This window comes from Allopusillimonas ginsengisoli, assembly GCF_004153455.1.
In the GTDB taxonomy this organism is placed as follows: Bacteria; Pseudomonadota; Gammaproteobacteria; order Burkholderiales; family Burkholderiaceae_B; genus Allopusillimonas; species Allopusillimonas ginsengisoli.
Genome location: NZ_SDQE01000001.1, coordinates 371228 through 389689, shown reverse-complemented (window position 1 = coordinate 389689; position 18462 = coordinate 371228). Strand labels below are relative to the sequence as shown.

The 18462-nt window shown below is 59.7% G+C and carries 15 protein-coding genes and 1 tRNA gene; 5 read left to right on the top strand and 11 right to left on the bottom strand.

Annotated features, from left to right (window positions below):
- Both ERE07_RS01995 and ERE07_RS01990 read right to left on the bottom strand, forming a co-directional pair.
- The gene (locus tag ERE07_RS01995) at positions 1-1470 is read right to left on the bottom strand and encodes a phospholipase D-like domain-containing protein (RefSeq protein WP_130007132.1); all 1470 of its coding nucleotides are present in this window, start codon (positions 1468-1470) and stop codon (positions 1-3) included.
- 222 nt (positions 1471-1692) lie between these two features.
- A tRNA-His gene (locus tag ERE07_RS01990) sits at positions 1693-1768 on the bottom strand.
- 324 nt (positions 1769-2092) lie between these two features.
- On the opposite strand from ERE07_RS01990, the gene ERE07_RS01985 reads away from it, so the two are divergent.
- Positions 2093-2452: a hypothetical protein gene (locus ERE07_RS01985; protein WP_130007131.1), complete on the top strand. Its 360-nt coding sequence runs from the start codon at positions 2093-2095 to the stop codon at positions 2450-2452.
- Between the two features lie 99 nt (positions 2453-2551).
- On the opposite strand, the gene ypfJ is transcribed toward ERE07_RS01985, so the two are convergent.
- Positions 2552-3403 carry a KPN_02809 family neutral zinc metallopeptidase gene (gene ypfJ / locus ERE07_RS01980; protein WP_130007130.1) on the bottom strand — a complete coding sequence of 284 codons (852 nt, stop codon included), beginning with the start codon at positions 3401-3403 and terminating at the stop codon, positions 2552-2554.
- 135 nt (positions 3404-3538) lie between these two features.
- Between ypfJ and ERE07_RS01975 the strand changes: the two genes are divergently transcribed.
- From ERE07_RS01975 to bamC, 4 genes are all read left to right on the top strand, one after another.
- The gene (locus tag ERE07_RS01975; protein WP_130007129.1) at positions 3539-4165 is read left to right on the top strand and encodes an L-threonylcarbamoyladenylate synthase; all 627 of its coding nucleotides are present in this window, start codon (positions 3539-3541) and stop codon (positions 4163-4165) included.
- Positions 4166-4246: 81 nt separating this feature from the next.
- Positions 4247-4897 carry a site-2 protease family protein gene (locus ERE07_RS01970; RefSeq protein ID WP_130007128.1) on the top strand — a complete coding sequence of 217 codons (651 nt, stop codon included), beginning with the start codon at positions 4247-4249 and terminating at the stop codon, positions 4895-4897.
- 122 nt (positions 4898-5019) lie between these two features.
- Entirely contained in the window at positions 5020-5925 is a 906-nt protein-coding gene (dapA, locus tag ERE07_RS01965; RefSeq protein WP_130007127.1) for a 4-hydroxy-tetrahydrodipicolinate synthase, read from the top strand.
- A 3-nt stretch (positions 5926-5928) separates the two neighbouring features.
- Positions 5929-7050 (top strand): outer membrane protein assembly factor BamC, encoded by a 1122-nt coding sequence (bamC, locus tag ERE07_RS01960; RefSeq protein ID WP_167670726.1) that lies wholly within the window; start codon positions 5929-5931, stop codon positions 7048-7050.
- A 68-nt stretch (positions 7051-7118) separates the two neighbouring features.
- Here bamC and cysG read toward each other — a convergent pair whose 3' ends face one another.
- The 8 genes from cysG to ERE07_RS01920 all read right to left on the bottom strand — a co-directional run bounded on the left by cysG (position 7119) and on the right by ERE07_RS01920 (position 18185).
- Complete coding sequence (cysG, locus tag ERE07_RS01955; protein WP_130007125.1) at positions 7119-8534, bottom strand: siroheme synthase CysG; 1416 nt, start codon at positions 8532-8534, stop codon at positions 7119-7121.
- 31 nt (positions 8535-8565) lie between these two features.
- Complete coding sequence (gene cysI / locus ERE07_RS01950) at positions 8566-10296, bottom strand: assimilatory sulfite reductase (NADPH) hemoprotein subunit (protein ID WP_130007124.1); 1731 nt, start codon at positions 10294-10296, stop codon at positions 8566-8568.
- 130 nt (positions 10297-10426) lie between these two features.
- The gene (locus tag ERE07_RS01945; RefSeq protein WP_130007123.1) at positions 10427-12220 is read right to left on the bottom strand and encodes an assimilatory sulfite reductase (NADPH) flavoprotein subunit; all 1794 of its coding nucleotides are present in this window, start codon (positions 12218-12220) and stop codon (positions 10427-10429) included.
- A gap of 181 nt (positions 12221-12401) precedes the next feature.
- Positions 12402-13589 carry a cupin domain-containing protein gene (locus ERE07_RS01940; RefSeq protein ID WP_130007122.1) on the bottom strand — a complete coding sequence of 396 codons (1188 nt, stop codon included), beginning with the start codon at positions 13587-13589 and terminating at the stop codon, positions 12402-12404.
- Positions 13586-16339, bottom strand: a complete 2754-nt coding sequence (mutS, locus tag ERE07_RS01935) for a DNA mismatch repair protein MutS (RefSeq protein ID WP_130007121.1) — start codon at positions 16337-16339, stop codon at positions 13586-13588. Before mutS ends, ERE07_RS01940 begins: the two co-directional genes overlap by 4 nt.
- 5 nt (positions 16340-16344) lie before the next feature.
- Positions 16345-17610: a tyrosine-type recombinase/integrase gene (locus ERE07_RS01930; protein WP_118994193.1), complete on the bottom strand. Its 1266-nt coding sequence runs from the start codon at positions 17608-17610 to the stop codon at positions 16345-16347.
- Positions 17611-17633: 23 nt separating this feature from the next.
- Positions 17634-17858, bottom strand: a complete 225-nt coding sequence (locus ERE07_RS01925; protein ID WP_118994194.1) for a helix-turn-helix domain-containing protein — start codon at positions 17856-17858, stop codon at positions 17634-17636.
- 123 nt (positions 17859-17981) lie between these two features.
- Positions 17982-18185, bottom strand: coding sequence for an excisionase (locus tag ERE07_RS01920; RefSeq protein ID WP_118994195.1), 204 nt, complete (start codon positions 18183-18185; stop codon positions 17982-17984).
- Positions 18186-18462: the final 277 nt, after the last annotated feature.

Genomic DNA, 18462 nt, shown 5'->3' with positions numbered 1-18462 from the left:
TCACAGATACGGACTGGCCAGCCAGATCACCCGGTTGCGCAGTCGTTTGCGAAACGGAATGGCCGCCAGCGTGTCGAGCGTCACGGCATGTGCGTCGGCGATTTGCGCATCGATCAGGCGTTCGATGTGGCCGGCGATCTCACGCCCATAGAGCTCCATGTCAAGCTCGAAATTCAGGCGCAGGCTGCGGGGATCAAGATTGGATGAGCCCACATAGGACCAGGCGCCATCGATGGTGATGAGTTTGGAGTGATTGAAGTTGCCCCGCGTGCGCCATACCCGGCAGTTGTTGCGGATGACTTGGTCGAGCTGGGCGGTCATTGCGTAGTTGACCAGGCGCAGATTATTGCGCCCTGGTATCACGATGTCCACGATGACGCCGCGTCTTGCCGCCGTGTTGATGGCGCCGAGCAACACTTGATCGGGCAGGAAGTAGGGCGATTGGATGCGAATATGCTTTTGCGCCACGGCAAAGGCGCCCAGCAGCATGTTGTGCGTGCCAACGATGTAGCGGTCCGGCCCCGATCGTATGCAGCGCGCAGGCATTCGGGGGCCGGGCGGCGGATTCCACTGATCGCACGACCACGATTCGTGTGGCAATTGCTCCTTGGTGGTGATCTCCCAGTCGTGGGCGAACACGGACATCAGTTGCAGTACGACAGGCCCCTCTACCTGGAAGTGGGTATCCATGGCGGTGTCGGCCCCCGCAACGGCCGAGACGAATCCGCCGCGGATATTCATGCCACCGGTAAACGCCGTGCAGCCATCGACCACCAAAATCTTTCGGTGGCTGCGCAGATTGGCATACGGCATGCGCATGCCCCAGGGATTGGTCATGAACAGCGCACACGGCACACCCAGGCGGCGCAGCCGGCGGATGATAGGCGGCCGTGAGTAGCGGGAACCCACGGCGTCGATGAGTACACGCACCTCTACGCCGCGCTCGTGCGCTCTGGCCAGTGCGTCAGCAATCTTCCGGCCTTCGCTGTCGTCGTCAAAGATATAGCTTTGCAATGCAATCGATCTGTCGGCATGGTCGATGCTTTCTATCATCGCAGGGTAGGTCTCGTCGCCTCCCTTGAGCAGGCGGATATGATTGCCGTCGCGCAGCGGAAAATGGCTGACACGGTCTCCCAGCACGCGCAGTGAATCGAATTGCGGCGCACACAGATCCCCGATATCCGCGACGGGCAAGGCTGGATTGCTGAAGTAGTCCTTGAGATTACGGTTCTGCTGCTCGGAGATATGCTCGTGTCGCACGCGATTGATGCCTGCGATCAAATAGAAGAAAGGCCCAAGCAGTGGAGACATGATGATGACACCCACCCAGGCAATGGCGGCCCGCACATCATTCTTGGTCATGGCTGCGTGCACGGCAGCCGTACTGCCGATGACCAGGCTTAGCAAAAACACCAGGTGCGGCCAGTACGCTTCGAACAGATACTGGAAGGTAACCCAACTCAAAACCATGACGTAGACTCTCGCGATGGTGCCGGGCCGTCAAGCCCGAACCGTCCTGCCCCGCAGTTGGAACAGGTCTGGGCAAAGTATATAGGGTTGCAAGCCAGGCATGCGGCATGCTGAGCATTGCCAAGCTGGCGAGATCCACAAAAAAGCCCTCGAGAGGAGGGCTGGTTTGCGGTGTTGCCACCTTGGCCTGTTTCCTGGTTAATGGGAAACCTGCAGAAATGCTGGGGTGACCGATGGGGCTCGAACCCACGACAACCGGAATCACAATCCGGGACTCTACCAACTGAGCTACGGTCACCATTGTGTACTTGCATGAACCCAAAAGTATATCACGTAGGGAAGCAGGCAAGCCGTCACAACTGAGAGCGGGATTCTAGCACGAAATCAGATTGATGACTGAGCTCGAAACCCGTTCCTCAGCAAAGCGGCGTTGCTGGATAAAACTGAAACTGATTGTGTCAGAGTGGAGATCAAAATCAGCCTTGTACCCGGGATAACCCTTGCTCATTCGCAGTTTGCCTTTACGCAGGTTTTGTGACGGATGGCAACGTTTAGGGTCTGGCAACCACAGGTGTTTCCTCTACGATGAAGTGTCCGCAATCGTCCAAAAGGAGTTGTTACCGTGAAGATTATGCACAAAACGCTTTTGATTACTGTTTTGTTGGCCGCCCCCCTGGCTGCTGCGCAGGCGCAAGGCGATGCGGCCAAGCACCGAGCCTGGATTGAAGCCCAGAAAATCGACGTTCAGCCGACGCTGACGGTAAAGGAAACCGAGATTCCGGCTGATTCCGGTGCTGCACAGACACAGCCAATGCCACCGTCGTACAACACGCCGGCAACCCAGGCCCCGTCGACCAATATGCCGGCGGCGCCTTCCACGCCCAGTCCGGATACTTATGCCACCCCGCCCGCGGGCGGCCAGCAGCAGCCCATGCCCAGCCATCCTGGCATGGGTGGAGGCACCGGCACTGGCATGCAATAAAGCAGGGTTCAGCGAGGCCTGAGAGGGCGCTCCCGATGTTTCGGGGGCGCCTGTTCATGCTGTCTGGAGATTTTCAAGCGGCGGGGCTGGCGGCCACGTCTAGAGCGACGTTGCGTTAAACGTGTCGCACTGGCCAGGCTCACCGGCTTCAAAACCCCGCTTGAACCAACGCACGCGCTGGGCGGAGCTCCCGTGGGTAAATGAGTCAGGCACGACATAACCCTGCGATTGTTTTTGCAGGCGGTCATCGCCGATGGCGGCCGCTGCATTCAGACCTTCTTCAATATCGCCATCCTCGAGCGTATTGCGCTGGGTGTTGGAATGTTGCGCCCAGACGCCAGCGAAGCAGTCCGCCTGCAGTTCGGTACGCACGGAGAGCTCGTTGGCACTTGCGCCATTGCGGCGCCGCGCCTGTTCGACCTGGTCGGTGATCCCCAGCAGATGCTGGACGTGGTGGGCGACCTCGTGAGCGATCACATAGGCCTGCGCGAAGTCGCCCGGCGAGTCGAGCTCTTGCGCCATTTGCTGGAAGAAGCTGACGTCCAGATACACCTTGCTGTCTCCGGGACAGTAAAACGGCCCCATGGCGGATTGGCCCATGCCGCAGGCCGTGGGTGTAGCACCGTTGAACAGAACCAGTTTGGGCGGCTGATATTGACCCCAGCCTTTCTTCTGGAAGAGGGTGTCCCAGGAATCCTCGGTATCCGCGAGCACGCGCGAGACAAAACGCGTTTCGGGCGTTTCGGGGAGGGCCTCGTCCGTCGTCGTGGTGTACGATTGCTCAGGGCCCGCTGCATTCTGGAGCACGATGTTAGGATCAATACCAAAATACATGGCGACAAGCGCAAGTACGATCGTTCCTATGCCTATTTTTCCGCGCCCGCCAAGGCGAACGCGCTGGCCGCGGCGGTCTTCTATATTGCGGCTTTCGCGAGAATTATCCAGACGCATGGCGGTTCCTTGAAGGCGTGGTCGTGACGCAGTACCGGCCATTCGATGGCCTAGTCCCAGCTGCGGGTTACATTGTATTGCCTGTGGCGATATTGAAACTTAAACTCACTCTCCTAGAGTGTTAGGATACGTTAAATGGCTCAACTATTCGTCGTTCATCCGGAAAACCCCCAGTCGCGCCTGCTCGCCCAAGCAGGCCAATTGTTGGCCAATGGCGGTCTGGTCGCCATGCCGACCGATTCCAGCTACGCGGTGGTTGCGCGGCTCGACGACGCGCAGGCCGCCCAGGCGCTGCGCCGACTGCGCGGCCTCGATGAGCGGCATCATCTCACGCTGCTGTGCCGCGACCTGGCCGAGATCAGCCATTTTGCCCGTGTCGACAACAAGCAATACCGGTTTCTCAAGATGGCCACGCCGGGGCCGTGGACGTTCATCCTCGAAGCCACGCGCGAGGTTCCTCGCCGGGTTTCCCATCCTTCCCGCAAGACCATAGGCATACGCGTGCCCGATCACCGCATTTCGCTTGCGCTGATCGAGGCGGCAGGCTCCCCGCTGATGTCCACCACGCTCATTCCCGAAGACGAAACCGACGCCATGAACGACGCCCAGGCGATTTTCGACCGTTATGGCAATCAGTTGGCTGCGGTGATCGATGGCGGGCCGTGCCTGTTGTCGCAAACGACTGTACTCGACCTCACCGGGCCCGCTCCCGAGGTCATCCGCCGGGGGCAGGGCGACCTGTCGGCGCTTGGCCTAGCCTGACCGCCGCGAGAACTTTTCCTCCTCCTACCTGCCATATCTCTACAGGCCGCCCTTTTTCCAGGCGGCTGCTTCCGGATTTTCATGGATTCGCTGATACAGACCATTACTGTTTATGCCTTGCCTGTGCTGTTTGGTATCACTTTGCACGAAGCGGCCCACGGCTACGTTGCACGAATGTTCGGCGACCCCACGGCGTGGCAGGCTGGGCGCATAACACTCAATCCGATCAGGCATATTGATCCCATCGGCACGATTGTCGTACCCCTGGTATTGCTGTTCAGCACCAAGCTGCTCGGCGGCGGCGGGCTGCTGTTCGGCTGGGCCAAGCCGGTACCCGTCGATTGGAGCCGTCTGCGCCGGCCCAAGCGCGATATGCTTTGGGTTGCGCTGGCCGGGCCGGCCTCCAATCTCGTCATGGCAGTCATCTGGGCGCTGGGCTTGCGGCTGCTGGCCGAAACCGGTGCCGCCCAGGGTGATTTCTGGGTGCAAATGACGATCGCGGGCATACAGGTGAACCTTATTCTCATGGCCCTCAATCTGGTGCCCTTGCCACCGCTCGATGGCGGCAGAATCGTGTTCAGCCTGTTGCCTTCGCGCATGGCATGGCAATACTCGCGTATCGAGCCTTATGGGCTGTTGATCGTCATCGTGCTGATGGTCACCGGCATACTCTGGACAGTTCTGCAACCTTTTCTTGCGTTCGGGCAGTCGATCGTAGGGTGGTTTTTATAAATTTCAGCCCCGAATCCGGTAAACTTGCAAGTTGATCCAGGATCAATCGGGCACGCGCCTTTCTTCATTACGCTATTACAGGCATACACTCACGCGTTGAGTTCAAGGAGATACTTCCTATCATGGCAACAAGCACGGATTCCCCAGCCACGGTGTTGGGCGGCAGCATGGTGGCAATCATCACACCCATGCATCCTGATGGCACGCTTGACTTCGACGCCTACCGAAAACTGATCGATTGGCATATCGCCGAAGGCACTGACGGGTTGGTCGTGGTCGGTACGTCGGGCGAATCCCCTACGGTCGATGTCGAAGAGCATGCCGAATTGATACGTGTGGCGGTGGAGCATTCCGCAGGCCGCATTCCGGTCATCGCCGGAACGGGTGGCAACTCCACGTCCGAGGCCATCGAGTTGTCGCGCCATGCCAAGAGCGTGGGTGCACAGGCCGGGCTGTCGGTCGTGCCTTACTACAACAAACCCACGCAAGAAGGCCTGTATCAGCATTTCCGCACCATCGCAGAAGCTGTCGATCTGCCTGTTGTGCTGTACAACGTGCCTGGCCGCACCGTCGCGGACATGTCCAACGACACCCTGCTGCGCCTGGCGCAGGTGCCAGGCATTGTCGGCGTCAAGGATGCCACCGCCGATATCGGCCGCGTCGCGCTGCTGTTGCGCGATGCGCCCAAGGATTTCCTGGTGTTCAGCGGCGACGACGCAACCGCCGTTGCGCTCATGTTGTTAGGCGGACACGGTAATATTTCCGTCACCGCCAACGTGGCGCCGCGCATCATGCACGATCTCTGTGTGGCTGCCATTACGGGCGACGGATTACGTGCGCGTGAACTCAACAAGCGCGTGGCCTTGCTCAATAAAGTGCTTTTCCTGGAAGCCAATCCCATCCCGGTCAAGTGGGCTGTTGCCGAAATGGGTCTGACCCAGCTTGGCTATCGTCTGCCCTTGACTCCCCTGCACGAACAATACCACTCTGTGGTACGAAGCGCGTTAAAAGAAGCGGGTCTGATCTAAATGATGAAATTGCGTATTACTACACGTGCTGGTGTGGCAGTGGGCCTTGGGGCCCTCCTGCTGACCGGCTGCTCCGCCGTCAACCAACTGACTGGTGCCGAAGAATCCGTCGACTACAAAAGCACGGTCCGTGGCGAACCGCTCAGCATTCCTCCCGATCTGACGCAAGCCAATCAGGATACGCGCTATCGCGCGCCCGAAGGCACGACAACGTTCAGCGAATATGCGAGCAGCCAACAGGCCCAACAAAATGCCAGTGCGCAGGACAGGGTTCTGCCTCAGGCCGAGGGCATAGAGGTTATGCGAGACGGCGACCTGCGCTGGCTGCAGATCGATCGTCCTGCCGAAGACGTCTATCCCAAAGTGGTTGAGTTCTGGGGCCAGCAGGGTTTTACACTGCGTTCGCAGGATGCCAAGGCCGGCATCATTCAAACAGACTGGGCCGAAAACCGTGCCAAAATCCCCGAGGGTTGGATACGGTCCGCCCTGGGCGCCATTCTTGATACGGTCTACGACAGCGGCGAACGCGAACGTTTCCGCACACGTCTTGAACGTGTCAACGGCAAGACCGAAGTCTATATCAGCCATGAGCACATGGAAGAAACCCAAACCCAGGATGGCAGCGGCTGGAAATGGGTTTACGGTAAAGAAGACCCGGGCCTGAATGCAGCCATGCTGGCACGCCTCATGGTCTATCTCGGCACCAATGTAGACCGCGCCCAGGAACTTGTCACCCAGGCGGAACAGGATCCTGATCAGGTTCAGATTGCCCAGCTGCAACAAGGCCAGGCAGCCGTGTCGCTCAACGAAGGTTTCGATCGCGCCTGGCGCCGTGTCGGCGTGGGCATTGATTCTGCGGGCTTCGAAGTGGCCGATCGCGATCGCTCCGCCGGTGATTATTACATTCGCTATCTCGATAGCGATACTGGCGAAAAGATCGAGCAGCAGAATATCTTCAGTCGCATGTTTGGGGGCAAGAACACTGCCGAAGCCGCGACCTACCGCATTCATGTGGCAGATCAGGGCGGCAGCTCGGTTGTCACGGTACTTGATGCCGCTGGCCAGCCTCAGGAAACCGATACCGCCAAGCGTATTCTGACGGTGCTCACCAAGCACATGAAGTAACGAACACCAGCGCAATGGCCCTCAGGGCGCCATTGCGCTGGCGATAGTGCTGGCCGATCAACGGGCGCTTAATCGGCGGGAACCAGGCTCCCGGCCTTGATGCTGGCGCCGAACCATTCCAGATCTGGCGCCAGGCCAGCCACTTCACCAACCAGCAGCAAAGAAGGCGAAGCGATGTGATTTGCCTGAGCGGATTGCGCCAGTGATTTCAAACGCCCCTGCAACACCCGCTGCTCCGGACGCGTGCCGTTTTCCACAATGACAAAAGGCGTTTCCCCGGATCGGCCATGCGTCATCAATTGCTCGGCCAGCCATTCGAGCTGGCTGACGGGCATATAAAAGGCCAGAGTCTGCTTTTCACGGGCCAGTGCGGACCAGTCTTCAAGCATGGCGCCCTCCCGGCAGTGAGCGGTGACCAGCGTGACGGATTGTGCATAATCGCGATGGGTCAGTGGCACGCCTGCATAAGCCGAGCAGGCCAATGCAGCGGTAATGCCCGGTACTACCTCGTAGGCAATGCCATGGGCGCGCAGAAACTGCAGTTCCTCGCCGCCGCGGCCAAAAATAAAGGCGTCTCCACCTTTCAGGCGGACCACCCTATGGCCCTGATTGGCATGCGCAAGCATCAAGGCGTGGATGCGTGCCTGGGTTGCATCATGATTTTCGCCCGGGCGTTTGCCCACGGCGATCTGAACGGCGTCGCGGCGCGCCAGCTCCAGGATATCTGGCGCAACCAGGCGATCATAAAGAATGACATCGGCCTCGTTCAGGGCTCGCAAAGCCTTGAGGGTCAGCAGCCCGGGGTCGCCAGGCCCTGCGCCGACCAGCAGCACCTTGCCTTGCGGTGCAGTCGTCTGACTGGCCAAGCCGTCTTCCAGCCATTTTTCGGCTTCGATAGGTTGTTGCCGCTTCAACGCGTCGGCCACCGGTCCGTCCAGCATCCAGTCGTAGAACTCCCTGCGTTGCCGCAGGTCAGGGCGAGCCTTGCGAATCGCAGGACGGTAACGGGCCGCCAATGCGCCGAGGGCGCCTATGCTGTGGTCGAACAGGCTTTCGATGCGTTCGCGCACCCGGCGTGCCAACACAGGCGCATGGCCCGCCGATGAAATGGCGATGGTCAAGGGAGAACGGTCGACAATGGAAGGGACTTGGAAAGAAGACAGTTCAGGGTCGTCCACCACATTGATGAGGAGACGGCGTTGCTCGGCAAGCTCGGCGATTTGCCGGTTCAGTGCGCGATCGTCAGTGGCGGCGATCACAAGCCAGACGCCATCCAGCCAGTTTTCCTCGAAAGTGCCGGGCAGATGTTGTATGCGGTGCTGCCTGGCGAGTTCTGCCAGCGTTTCAGTGAGCGCGGGCGCGCCGACCGTGATGTCGGCATCGGAGACCAGCAAACTTTTGATCTTGCGCTCGGCAACTGCACCGCCACCGATCACCAGCACGCGGCGTTGAGAGAGATTGGCAAACAGAGGGAATAATCTCATGGTAGTCCGGTGGAAGCGTCCGAGCCAGTGATCACGCCACCGTATCCAGCCGGATCGGAATCAAATTGGCACTTGGCGCAGGCAGTACATTGCTGCGTATGAGGTAGTCGCCGAACTTTTCGTCCGGTTCACGGTTTCTGGCATAGGCGCCGAATAGCTCATCCAGCGTTTGGAGTATGTCGGGTTCCGCGATGTTCTCGCGATACACGACGTTGAGCCGCTCACCGGTAAAGTTCGCGCCCAGGCGCAGGTCGTAACGGCCCAGGGCGCGGCCAATCAGCGCAATTTCGGCCAGGTAGGGCCGGGCGCAACCGTTGGGACAGCCCGAAATGCGCAACAGAATGGGCGCATCCAGCAGGCCATGGCTGTCCAGTATGGTCTCGAGCTTGCTGAGCAGCGCCGGTGCATATCGCTCGCTCTCGGCCATGGCCAGTCCGCAGGTCGGCAAGGCGACACAGGCAATGCTGTGACGGCGAATGCCGCTTTGCGCCTTGTAGCCATCCAGTCCAAATTGGGCAACCAGTTTGTCTATCTTTGCGCGATCCCGGGTTGCCACGTTGGAGATGACCAGATTCTGGTTACAGGTCATGCGGAACTCGCCTTTCAGGATTTTGGCGATTTCGCGTATGCCGGTCTGGAGCTTTTGATCGTCCTGATCCCACAGGCGGCCGGATTCAATGTACAGGCCCAAATGCCAGTTGCCATCTTCGCCCTGTTCCCAACCAAAGCGATCACCATTGCGTACAAAGGCATAGGGGCGGGCCGGCTCCAGCGTAAAACCGGCGCGCTCCTCGACCTTGTCCCTGAACCATTCCAGGCCATTATGATCAATGGTGTACTTGAGGCGAGCGTGCTGTCGCTCTGATCGGTTCCCGTAGTCGCGCTGTACCGTCACAACGGCTTCGGCCAACGCAATGGCTTGCTCCGGTGGCACAAAACCAATCAGGCTGCCCAGGCGCGCGTAAGTTGTATCATCGCCATGAGTGGCGCCCATGCCCCCACCGGTCGCCACGTTAAAGCCCAGCAGCTTGCCATGTTCGATGATGGCGATCAGGCCGAGATCCTGCGCAAATACGTCGATATCATTCGTTGGCGGTACTGCGATGCCAATCTTGAACTTGCGCGGCAGATAGGTATCGCCATAAATGGGCTCCTCTTCGGGCTCATCAGTGATTTTCTCGCCGTCCAGCCAGATCTCGTGATATGCGCGGGTACGGGGGATAAAGTGATCGGAGAGCTTCTTGGCCCACTCCCAGACGATGGCATGCTCGCTGGACAAATGAGGATTGACGGAGCATACGACCTGACGATTGATATCGCCACAGGCTGCGATGGTGGTGGCCATGGCGTTGTGGATGGCCTGCATGGTGGGCTTGAGATTGTGCTTGATAATGCCATGCCACTGAAACGTTTGGCGCGTGGTAATGCGCAAGCCACGCGACGCATAAGTGCGGGCGATATCGTCAAAGGCCAGCCATTGCTGGGGCTGCACCACGCCGCCAGGCAAGCGCGCGCGAATCATGAAGGCATAGGCGGGCTCAAGTTTCTGGCGGCGACGTTCGTCGCGGATGTCGCGATCATCCTGCTGATAGCTGCCATGAAACTTGAGCAGTTTGTTGTCGTCGTCGCTGATGGCGCCTGTCACCGGATCCGCCAGGCCTTCTGCAATGGTGCCGCGCAGGTGGCGGCTCTCGGCCTTGATGTGTTCGAGATGAGAAAGCGGTTTATCCGTGCCGGGAGCGTCGGCTGAGGGGGTTGTCATGCTGTCTTGATTCCTGATTGATGCATACGGTCGTAGAGGGTGGCGCGTCCGCGCCAAGCCCGGGACCACGGCTGAAAACCACATGGCAGGCCCGGGTTGTCGGGCCCGAACCTGCCATGTCGGCCTGAGTTCAATAAACGTCGCGGGCGTAGCGGCCTTGCGCGGCCAGTTCATCCAGCCATGCCCGTGCCTGGGCTTCATCCAGCCCGCCTTCCTGCTGGGCAATGTGTAGAAGCGCCTGGTGCACATCCTTGGCCATGTGGTTGGCGTCGCCGCACACATACACATGCGCGCCATCCTGGATCCAGGCATAGAGATCGCCTGCGCGCTCAAGCAATCTGTGCTGGACATACACTTTCTCGGACTGATCGCGCGAGAAGGCCAGATCCAGACGGTGCAGATCGCCGTCCTGCAGGGCGCGCTGCCATTCAGTCTGGTACAGAAAGTCTGTCGAGAAATGAGGGTTGCCAAAGAACAGCCAGTTGCGGCCGCTCGCCTGCGTGGCGGCGCGCTCTTGCACGAAGGCCCGGAAGGGGGCAATACCGGTGCCGGGACCGATCATGATGATATCGCGAGAGGTATCTTCGGGCAGGCGGAAGCGCGTGTTCTCTTCGATGAAGATGGGCAGCTTGTCGCCTTCGGCCAGGGTAGTGAGAAAATGCGATGCAACACCCCAGCGCTCCTCGCCTTCCTGCTCGTATCCTACGTGGGCCAGGGTCAAATGCACTTCTTCGTCGACGGCGGACTGGCTGGAGGCGATGGAGTACATGCGCGGCGCCAGCGGACGAAGCGCCTGCACGAATTCCTGCGGCGTCCAGCTTGCAGGCCAAGTGCGCAAGACGTCGATCAACTGACGGGTTTCCAGCAATTGGCGAAAGTCTGCAATACCGTCTGGCTGCAGCAGTGCTTTCAGCGTCTCGCTGCCTGCGCGGTCAGCGTGTGCGACCAGAAAAGGCCGCGTGATTTGGGTAAGCTCGCGGTGGCTGTGGAGCCACTCGCGCAGCGCGCGGGTGGTTCCATTGACTGTGACAGACGTTCCCCCATCCAGATCCAAGGTGTCCAGCACCCGGCTGACCAGCTCGTCCGACTGAGTAGGCCATACGCCCAGGGCATCGCCGGGTTGATAGCTGAGGGGACTGCCTTCCAGTGAGATTTCGAGATGGCGTATATCCTTGTCGCTGCCACGGCCCGTGATAGGTTGATTGAGCAGAAGTTCTGCCAGGAACGGTTGGTCGCGGGTGATGGCCGGTGTTTTCGGGCGCAACGCGGTAACGCTGGCAGTCGGCGCGACGCTCTGCTTGAGCTCTTTGCGGGCCTGCTCCAGGGCGGCGTCCTGCCACGGCGCGGCAACGGTATCGATATCAAGATCCGCGGTGCCTGCCTCTTGCAGCCGTTCGGCGCCCAGTTCCGCCAGCCGCGCATCGATGTGTTGAGAGATGCCGCAGAACAGGGGGTAACTGGAATCGCCCAGGCCGAGTACAGCATACTTGAGCTGAGGCAGCTTGGGCGCCCGCCGGCTGTTGAGGAACTCCACAAATGCAATGGAGTCGTCTGGCGGCTCTCCGTCGCCCTGCGTGCTCATCACGATATACAGCAGATCCTCGTCCTTGAGTTCGCGCGTAGCGTAGCGGTCGGCGCGCACCAGTCGCACCTGCAGGCCTTCACTGCTTACGCGCTCGGAAAGCGCTTCGGCGACGCGCTTGGCATTGCCGGTCTGGCTGCCATAGAGAATGGTAAGGCGTTTGGCCGTACTGGTTTCCGTGACGGCGCTGATGACCGGAGCCGGTGCTGGCGCGTATTGGCGGCCCTGGGCGACACCTGCAAAATACCCTGATAACCAACTGAGCGCGCTATTGTCCAGGCTGTCGGCAAGCTCAGTGATCAAAGGATGTTTGGATTCGGGCAGATAAGATGGGGCCAGCATGACGCACTCTCGCAAAGAAGGTATGTCACCATTCTAGAGAGCCAAGCGTCATGCGCGAACGAAGGGTTTTTTATTTCCATATTGCTTATAAGCTTATTTTTCGCCGGTTTGGCAGCAAAATGGAAATAAATCCCGTGCGGCTTGTCACATTTCGTGCGGATTTTTTGATTCAGGCGAAGGATCAGTCTTCAACATAATGCAGCCATCCGTCTTCCAGCCATTGCGCCAGCACACCCAGTTCAGCGTCGTTGAGCCGGCGGGCAAGAGCGGGTGTGCACAGCAGACGGCGCTCATCGGCCAGGCGACGCAAAACGGCGCTGGCTGCCACGCCCGCGACTTCGCCATTGACGAAGAGTTGCCGATTCCGATACATCATGCGTGTACAGCGGTCCAGCGCAAGCACGCCTGACGCAGGCAAGCCTTGGTCGAAAGAGGGTGCTTGGTCCGCAGGTTCAAAGTACGCGCTGGCGGGCGGCTCGGTCAGCCATATGCCAAGAAAGCGGGCAGCCAGTTGTTCGTTGAACCGTATCTTGTTGATCGCAGCAAGTGTGGCATCGACCAGGCGCTGCGGTAAAGCGGCCGGGGTTTCGGTGGCAGGTTCGCCGGCATCTTTATACGTAGCGGCCAGCGAAGGGCCGGGAATGACCGGGCTTGCATACAGGCCGCCGTTGTCGCCCAGATTGGCCATGACTTGATCATTGGCCGCTTCCAGCATGCCGCAGGCCAGCGCCGCCTGCGTGGGCGCCCGAAATCCGATGGATATTGTCATGCAGTCATCCAACGCAACCCCGTCGTGCGCGGCGTGTGGTGGCAGATACAGCATATCCCCGGGCTCAAGCACGTATTCTTCATCAGCCTGAAAATGGCGGAGAATCTTGAGTGGCAGGCCAGGCTCCAAAGACAAGTCTTTTTGCTGGCTGATGCGCCAGCGGCGGCGGCCATGGGCCTGCAGCAGGAATACGTCGTAGCTGTCGAAATGAGGGCCAACACCGCCGCCCGGAGAGGCAATGCTGATCATGGCATCATCCAGCCGAGCGTCAGCGATAAAGCGGAACTGTTGCATGAGCGCCGCCGTGCCGTCGTCATGTAGATCGACACTTTGCGCCAGCGCCGTCCAGTTCGGACGACGGGCGGCAGGGAGCCGGGCAAACGGCCCTGATTTCATGTTCCAGCCGTTCGCGTCGTGCCAGATCAGGCGCGATTCGACCTCCTCGCGTTTGACCAATTGACGTATGTCAGCAATCGACAGCGAAGGGATGAAACCAGGAATGGCCTGGCGAATCAGCAGCGGCCGCCGCTGCCAATAGCGTTGCATGAAGACACGTGGCGTGAGGCCGCCCAACAAGTCCAGGGGGTGATCAATATTCATTTGAGATAGTCTTGACGCAGTTGGTACAGCAGATCGAGTGCTGCGCGTGGTGTCAGTGAATCCGGATCCAGCTCGGCCAGTGTTTGCAGCAGGGCCTGCGCGTCGGCATCGTCTGAATGATGTCCGATGTCTGGGCCTGGAGCGGTGTGGCGTTGTTCTGCCTGCGCGCCGTCCAGATGCGCTGCCACCGGCAGGTTCGCGTCGGCCGTCGCAGATCTGGCAGATACGTCTGCGTCCTCCGCCGCGTCCGCCAGGGTCTCCGCTGACTGCGCGGCCGCCATCGTGAACAAATCCAGTTGCGGGGTAGGCGCTCCACTGGCTTCCAGACGCGCCAGTTCCCGGCTGGCATGGCGGATCACTGCCTGCGGGACGCCGGCGCGCTGCGCGACCTGAATGCCATAGCTGCGGCTGGCCGGGCCAGAGCGCACCTCATGCAGGAAAACGATGCCTGTTGCCGATTCGGCGGCAGCCAGATGCACATTGGCCGCCACCGGCGATTCGGTTGGCAGTCGCGTGATCTCGAAATAATGTGTGGCAAACAGCGTCAGCGCCTGGTTGTGCGACAGCAGCCGATGGGCAATGGCCCAGGCCAGGGCCAGGCCATCGTAGGTGGAGGTGCCTCGCCCGATCTCATCCATGAGCACCAGGCTGTTGGGTGTGCTGGCGGACAGAATGGCGGCCGCCTCGGTCATTTCCATCATGAATGTGGAACGCCCGCCGGCCAGGTCATCCGCGGCGCCGATACGCGTGAAGATACGATCTATCTTGCCGATTCGGGCTGAGCGCGCCGGCACAAAACTGCCCACGCGCGCCAGCAGCGCTATCAGCGCTACCTGACGCATATAGGTAGACTTGCCGCCCATGTTCGGCCCGGTGATCAACAGCATGCGGCGTTGCGGGCCCAGCTCGCAATCGTTGGGGGTGAACTGTTCGATACTGTGTTCCACGACGGGATGGCGTCCCGCTTCGATCTGGATTTCGCCATGCTCACCCAATTCGGGCGCAGACCAGTCGTTCAGGAAGGCGTGACTGGCCAATGCGGCAAGTGCATCAATCTCGGCCAGCGCTGCCGCGCATGCTGACAGCCCCTTGGCCTGTTCGCCCAGTAGGTCCAGCACTTGTTCGAACAGCCATTTTTCACGAGTGAGACTGCGATCCTTGGCGGACAAGACTTTGTCTTCCCAAGACTTGAGTTCTGGGGTGATATAGCGTTCGGCATTCTTCAGCGTCTGACGACGGCGATATTCGGCCGGAACCTTGTCGGCCTGAGCGCGAGACACTTCGATATAGAATCCGTGTACCCGGTTGTACTCCACCTTGAGCGTGCTGATCCCGGTGCGCTCGCGTTCCCGCGCTTCGAGTGCGATCAGAAATTCGCCGCTGTCGGTGGCCAATCGGCGCAGCTCGTCCAGCTCATCGTCGTACCCTGCGGCGATGACCCCGCCTTCGCGCACCAGCAGCGCAGGCTCGGGATCAATGGCATTGTGAAGCAGCTCGGCCAGCGATGGATCCAGCGCAATGCTTTGCGCAAAGGCCTGTACCCGAGGCTCCGCGCCAAAAGACGACAAGAGTGTTTGCGCGAGCTGTGGCAGCAGGGCCAGCGCTTCACGCAGGCTGGCCAGTTCGCGCGGACGCACAGAACGCATGGAAATGCGCGTGGCGATGCGTTCAATATCGGGATAGCGATCCAGCATGCGGCGCAGCGCATCGAGCGCAGGCTCTGCGTCCAGCGCTTCGCCTCCGGGCGGCGCAGACAGAAACGCCGCAATCACCCACTGGCGTGCCAGCGCCGGTGCGTTGTCGCGCAGAGGGTGGTGCAGCCAGCGTCTTAACAGGCGGCTGCCCATGGGTGTCTGGCAGTGATCCAGCGTCGAAAACAAGGTAGGGCTGGACTCGCCGGCAATGGTTTCGGTGAGCTCCAGGTTCTTGCGGGTAACGGGGTCCAGCACCAGGTATTCGCCAGACTGATCCACCCGGATCGCCTGTATATGAGAGAGTGACTGCGATTGCGTACGGCTGACATAACGCAGTAGCGCACCCGCCGCGCAGGTGGCAACAGGCAGGTCAGCCATGCCAAAGCTGGCCAGCGTATCCAGTTTGAAGTGGGTATGCAGCACATTGCGAGCGCTATCAATGTCAAAATGCCAGTCCGGTATGGCGCTGAGGGCCATACCGTCATGCCCGGCCAGCCTTGCGCTTTCTGCGTAGACGAGTTCGGCGGGATCCAGCCGGTGCAATTCTGTATCCAACATATCCGGCGTGCACTCACACACGCTGAATTCGCCGTTGGCCAGATTCATCCACGCCAGCCCCGTGCGCTCGGCGCGATTGACGCGCGCCGTCCACACCGCGGCAATCACCCGATCAGCCTTGGCTGGCAGCAGAGCGTCGTCGGTGAGCGTGCCAGGCGTCACGATGCGTACGATCTTGCGCTCCACTGGGCCCTTGGCGGTGGCTGGATCACCAATTTGCTCACAGATGGCAACCGATTCGCCCAGCGCCACCAGCCGCGCCAAATAGCCTTCCATCGAATGGAAGGGAACGCCCGCCATCGGAATGGGGGCGCCATTGGACGAGCCCCGTTTGGTCAAGGTGAGGTTGAGCAACCGCGCACCGCGCTCAGCATCTTCGTAGAACATCTCATAGAAGTCGCCCATGCGATAGAACAGCAGATGCGAGCCGGCCTCGGCTTTGAGGCGCAGGTATTGCTGCATCATGGGGGTGTGCGAAGATGAATCGGTTTTATTCATACAAATCAAATAGTTACTGTTTCTTCGCGGTTTTCTTGGGACAAATTTGGGACAATTTGACGCATGTTTTGCATGCTCTCCCAGATACGTTCCAGCTCGCTGGGAGACTCTGAATCTATCCAGCGCGCGTACACTTGCACGAGCATGGAGTAATCATTGTGGCCCATCTGATTGGCGATAAAGGCCAAGTTTCCGCGAGCCGTCAGATTCCAGCATGCGTAGGTGTGCCGCGTCTGATAGGGTGGGCGTGGGCGAATCTCCGCCCGTCGGACCAGGTTGCTCCATTTGGTATTCCAGGCGCTGGGCACAAAGAATTCGTTGACTTCCTTCCTGCGTGCTTGAGTTTTGGGCGACAGGAGAACGCGCACGCGGTCGGTACGCGATTCATGGCGGTTTAGCCAGACTTGCAGATCAGCGGGCTTGCGATGTTTGGCGTCCTCGATAAGCACCCGCAGTGCCTCACGGGCGGGCGGGAACAGCAAGACGGTGCGTTCCTTGTTTGTCTTGGGAACCTTGAACGTCATGGATTGGGTCACTGACCGGCGTACCGTAATCTTGCTCAGGTCGGTGGCCACGTCCTCCAAAGCCAATGCCAGCAGTTCGCCGGGGCGTAGTCCGGTATAGACCGCCAACGTGACTGCCGCCCGGTCAATCGGGTGTATGCAGCCTTTATCAATGAGCAACTGATACTCCTCGAAGCTCAACGGGTCGGGGTCTTTGTGGCTTTTGGTGAAGCGGGTGCAATGCTTGGCCAGATCCTTGCAGTATCCGTTGTCTTCGCACCAGTACAGGAAGCCGGAGAAGGTTGCGAGGTAGTGGTTGACGGTAGAGACCGCGCGGGTGGCGATCAGATCGACTCGCAACTGCTGGATGTCGGCGGGCTTGAGCGCGTCGACTTGGCGGTCGCGGCCGATCGTCTCCAGGCAGACGTTTAGCGCGTTCTCGTAGCGTGACTGTGTTTCCGGTGTGATGTCGACCGCCTTGAGCGGCTTGTAGCGGTCGCACAGGTCGACCAGGCGCTTGCTGGTTTGGGCAGTGCTTTCCGCTGGGCGCGTGTGCGGAAACATTTCTGCTTCGTTGTAGGTGCCGGTGCGCAACGCATACAGAGCCGCACTGCGCAGACGCGCGGCGTGCTTGAGGTTTGCTTTGGTGGGGTCAAGTCCAAGCGTATGCCGATGGCGCACGCCCTGGTGCATGAAGTCCACGCGGATCGATTTGCCGTGTATCCAGATGCCGGGGAAGCCGGTCTTCGCTACTGCTTCGACTGCCATCACGATGCTCCTGCTGCTTATGCTTACTCCGCCTTCGTTTGCTCGTTCAAGGGCCATTGGCCGGTCTTGAGCATGAAAAGCTCGAAAAGACCGGGAGGCATGGAACGGTCGCCCGCCTCCCAACGCTGCCATGCGCGCAGCGATACCCGCACAATTTGCGCGGCTTCCGTTTGAGTAAGGCCAGCTACGATGCGGGCATCACGAATGGTGGCGACCGGCGGGCTTTGCTGCTTCGTCGATTCAGACATAGACAAGAATGGTGGAAACCTGCGCGTTTGCAGCTAATCCCCGAATTATATACGACCATTGGTCGTATTGCAAGAATTGCCATTCCCAACAGGTGACGGATGCTTATGCCTTCTAAACGTCACTCAGAAGGATCTGGCGTGCGCTGTGCTTTCCACCCATCGTTCGAACTCTGCAAGGTTCAAAAAGATACGGCCATCCGGCGCTTTGCGCCAGATGCGACCTTCCAGCCAAATTCCGCCTTTAACCTTGTGGCGCACCGCGTTCTCGCTGTAGCCAGTGACTTCGGCAAACCGCTTGACGAGTACCCATCGGCTTGGATTGCTCACGGCGTTCTCCCTGTGTTGTCGGTGCCACAATGCAACCGAACCAGCATGGGGAAATTGTTGCCGGGGTTTGTTATTGGGGAAACTTGTGTGGGCGTAGTTGAGCGTAGGCGGGTGTGTGGGGTGGCCTCGGGGTATGTCGTCTCACCGATAGGCCTGGAGCCAGGAGCAGTCGCGTTCGCGGGGATGCGCCCGCCCGTGCTTCAAGTCATGGTTATCCGGCATGACACCTTCGGTCCGTCTGGTTGAGTCGGGTCTGCGCGTTACGTTTGCTAAAAAC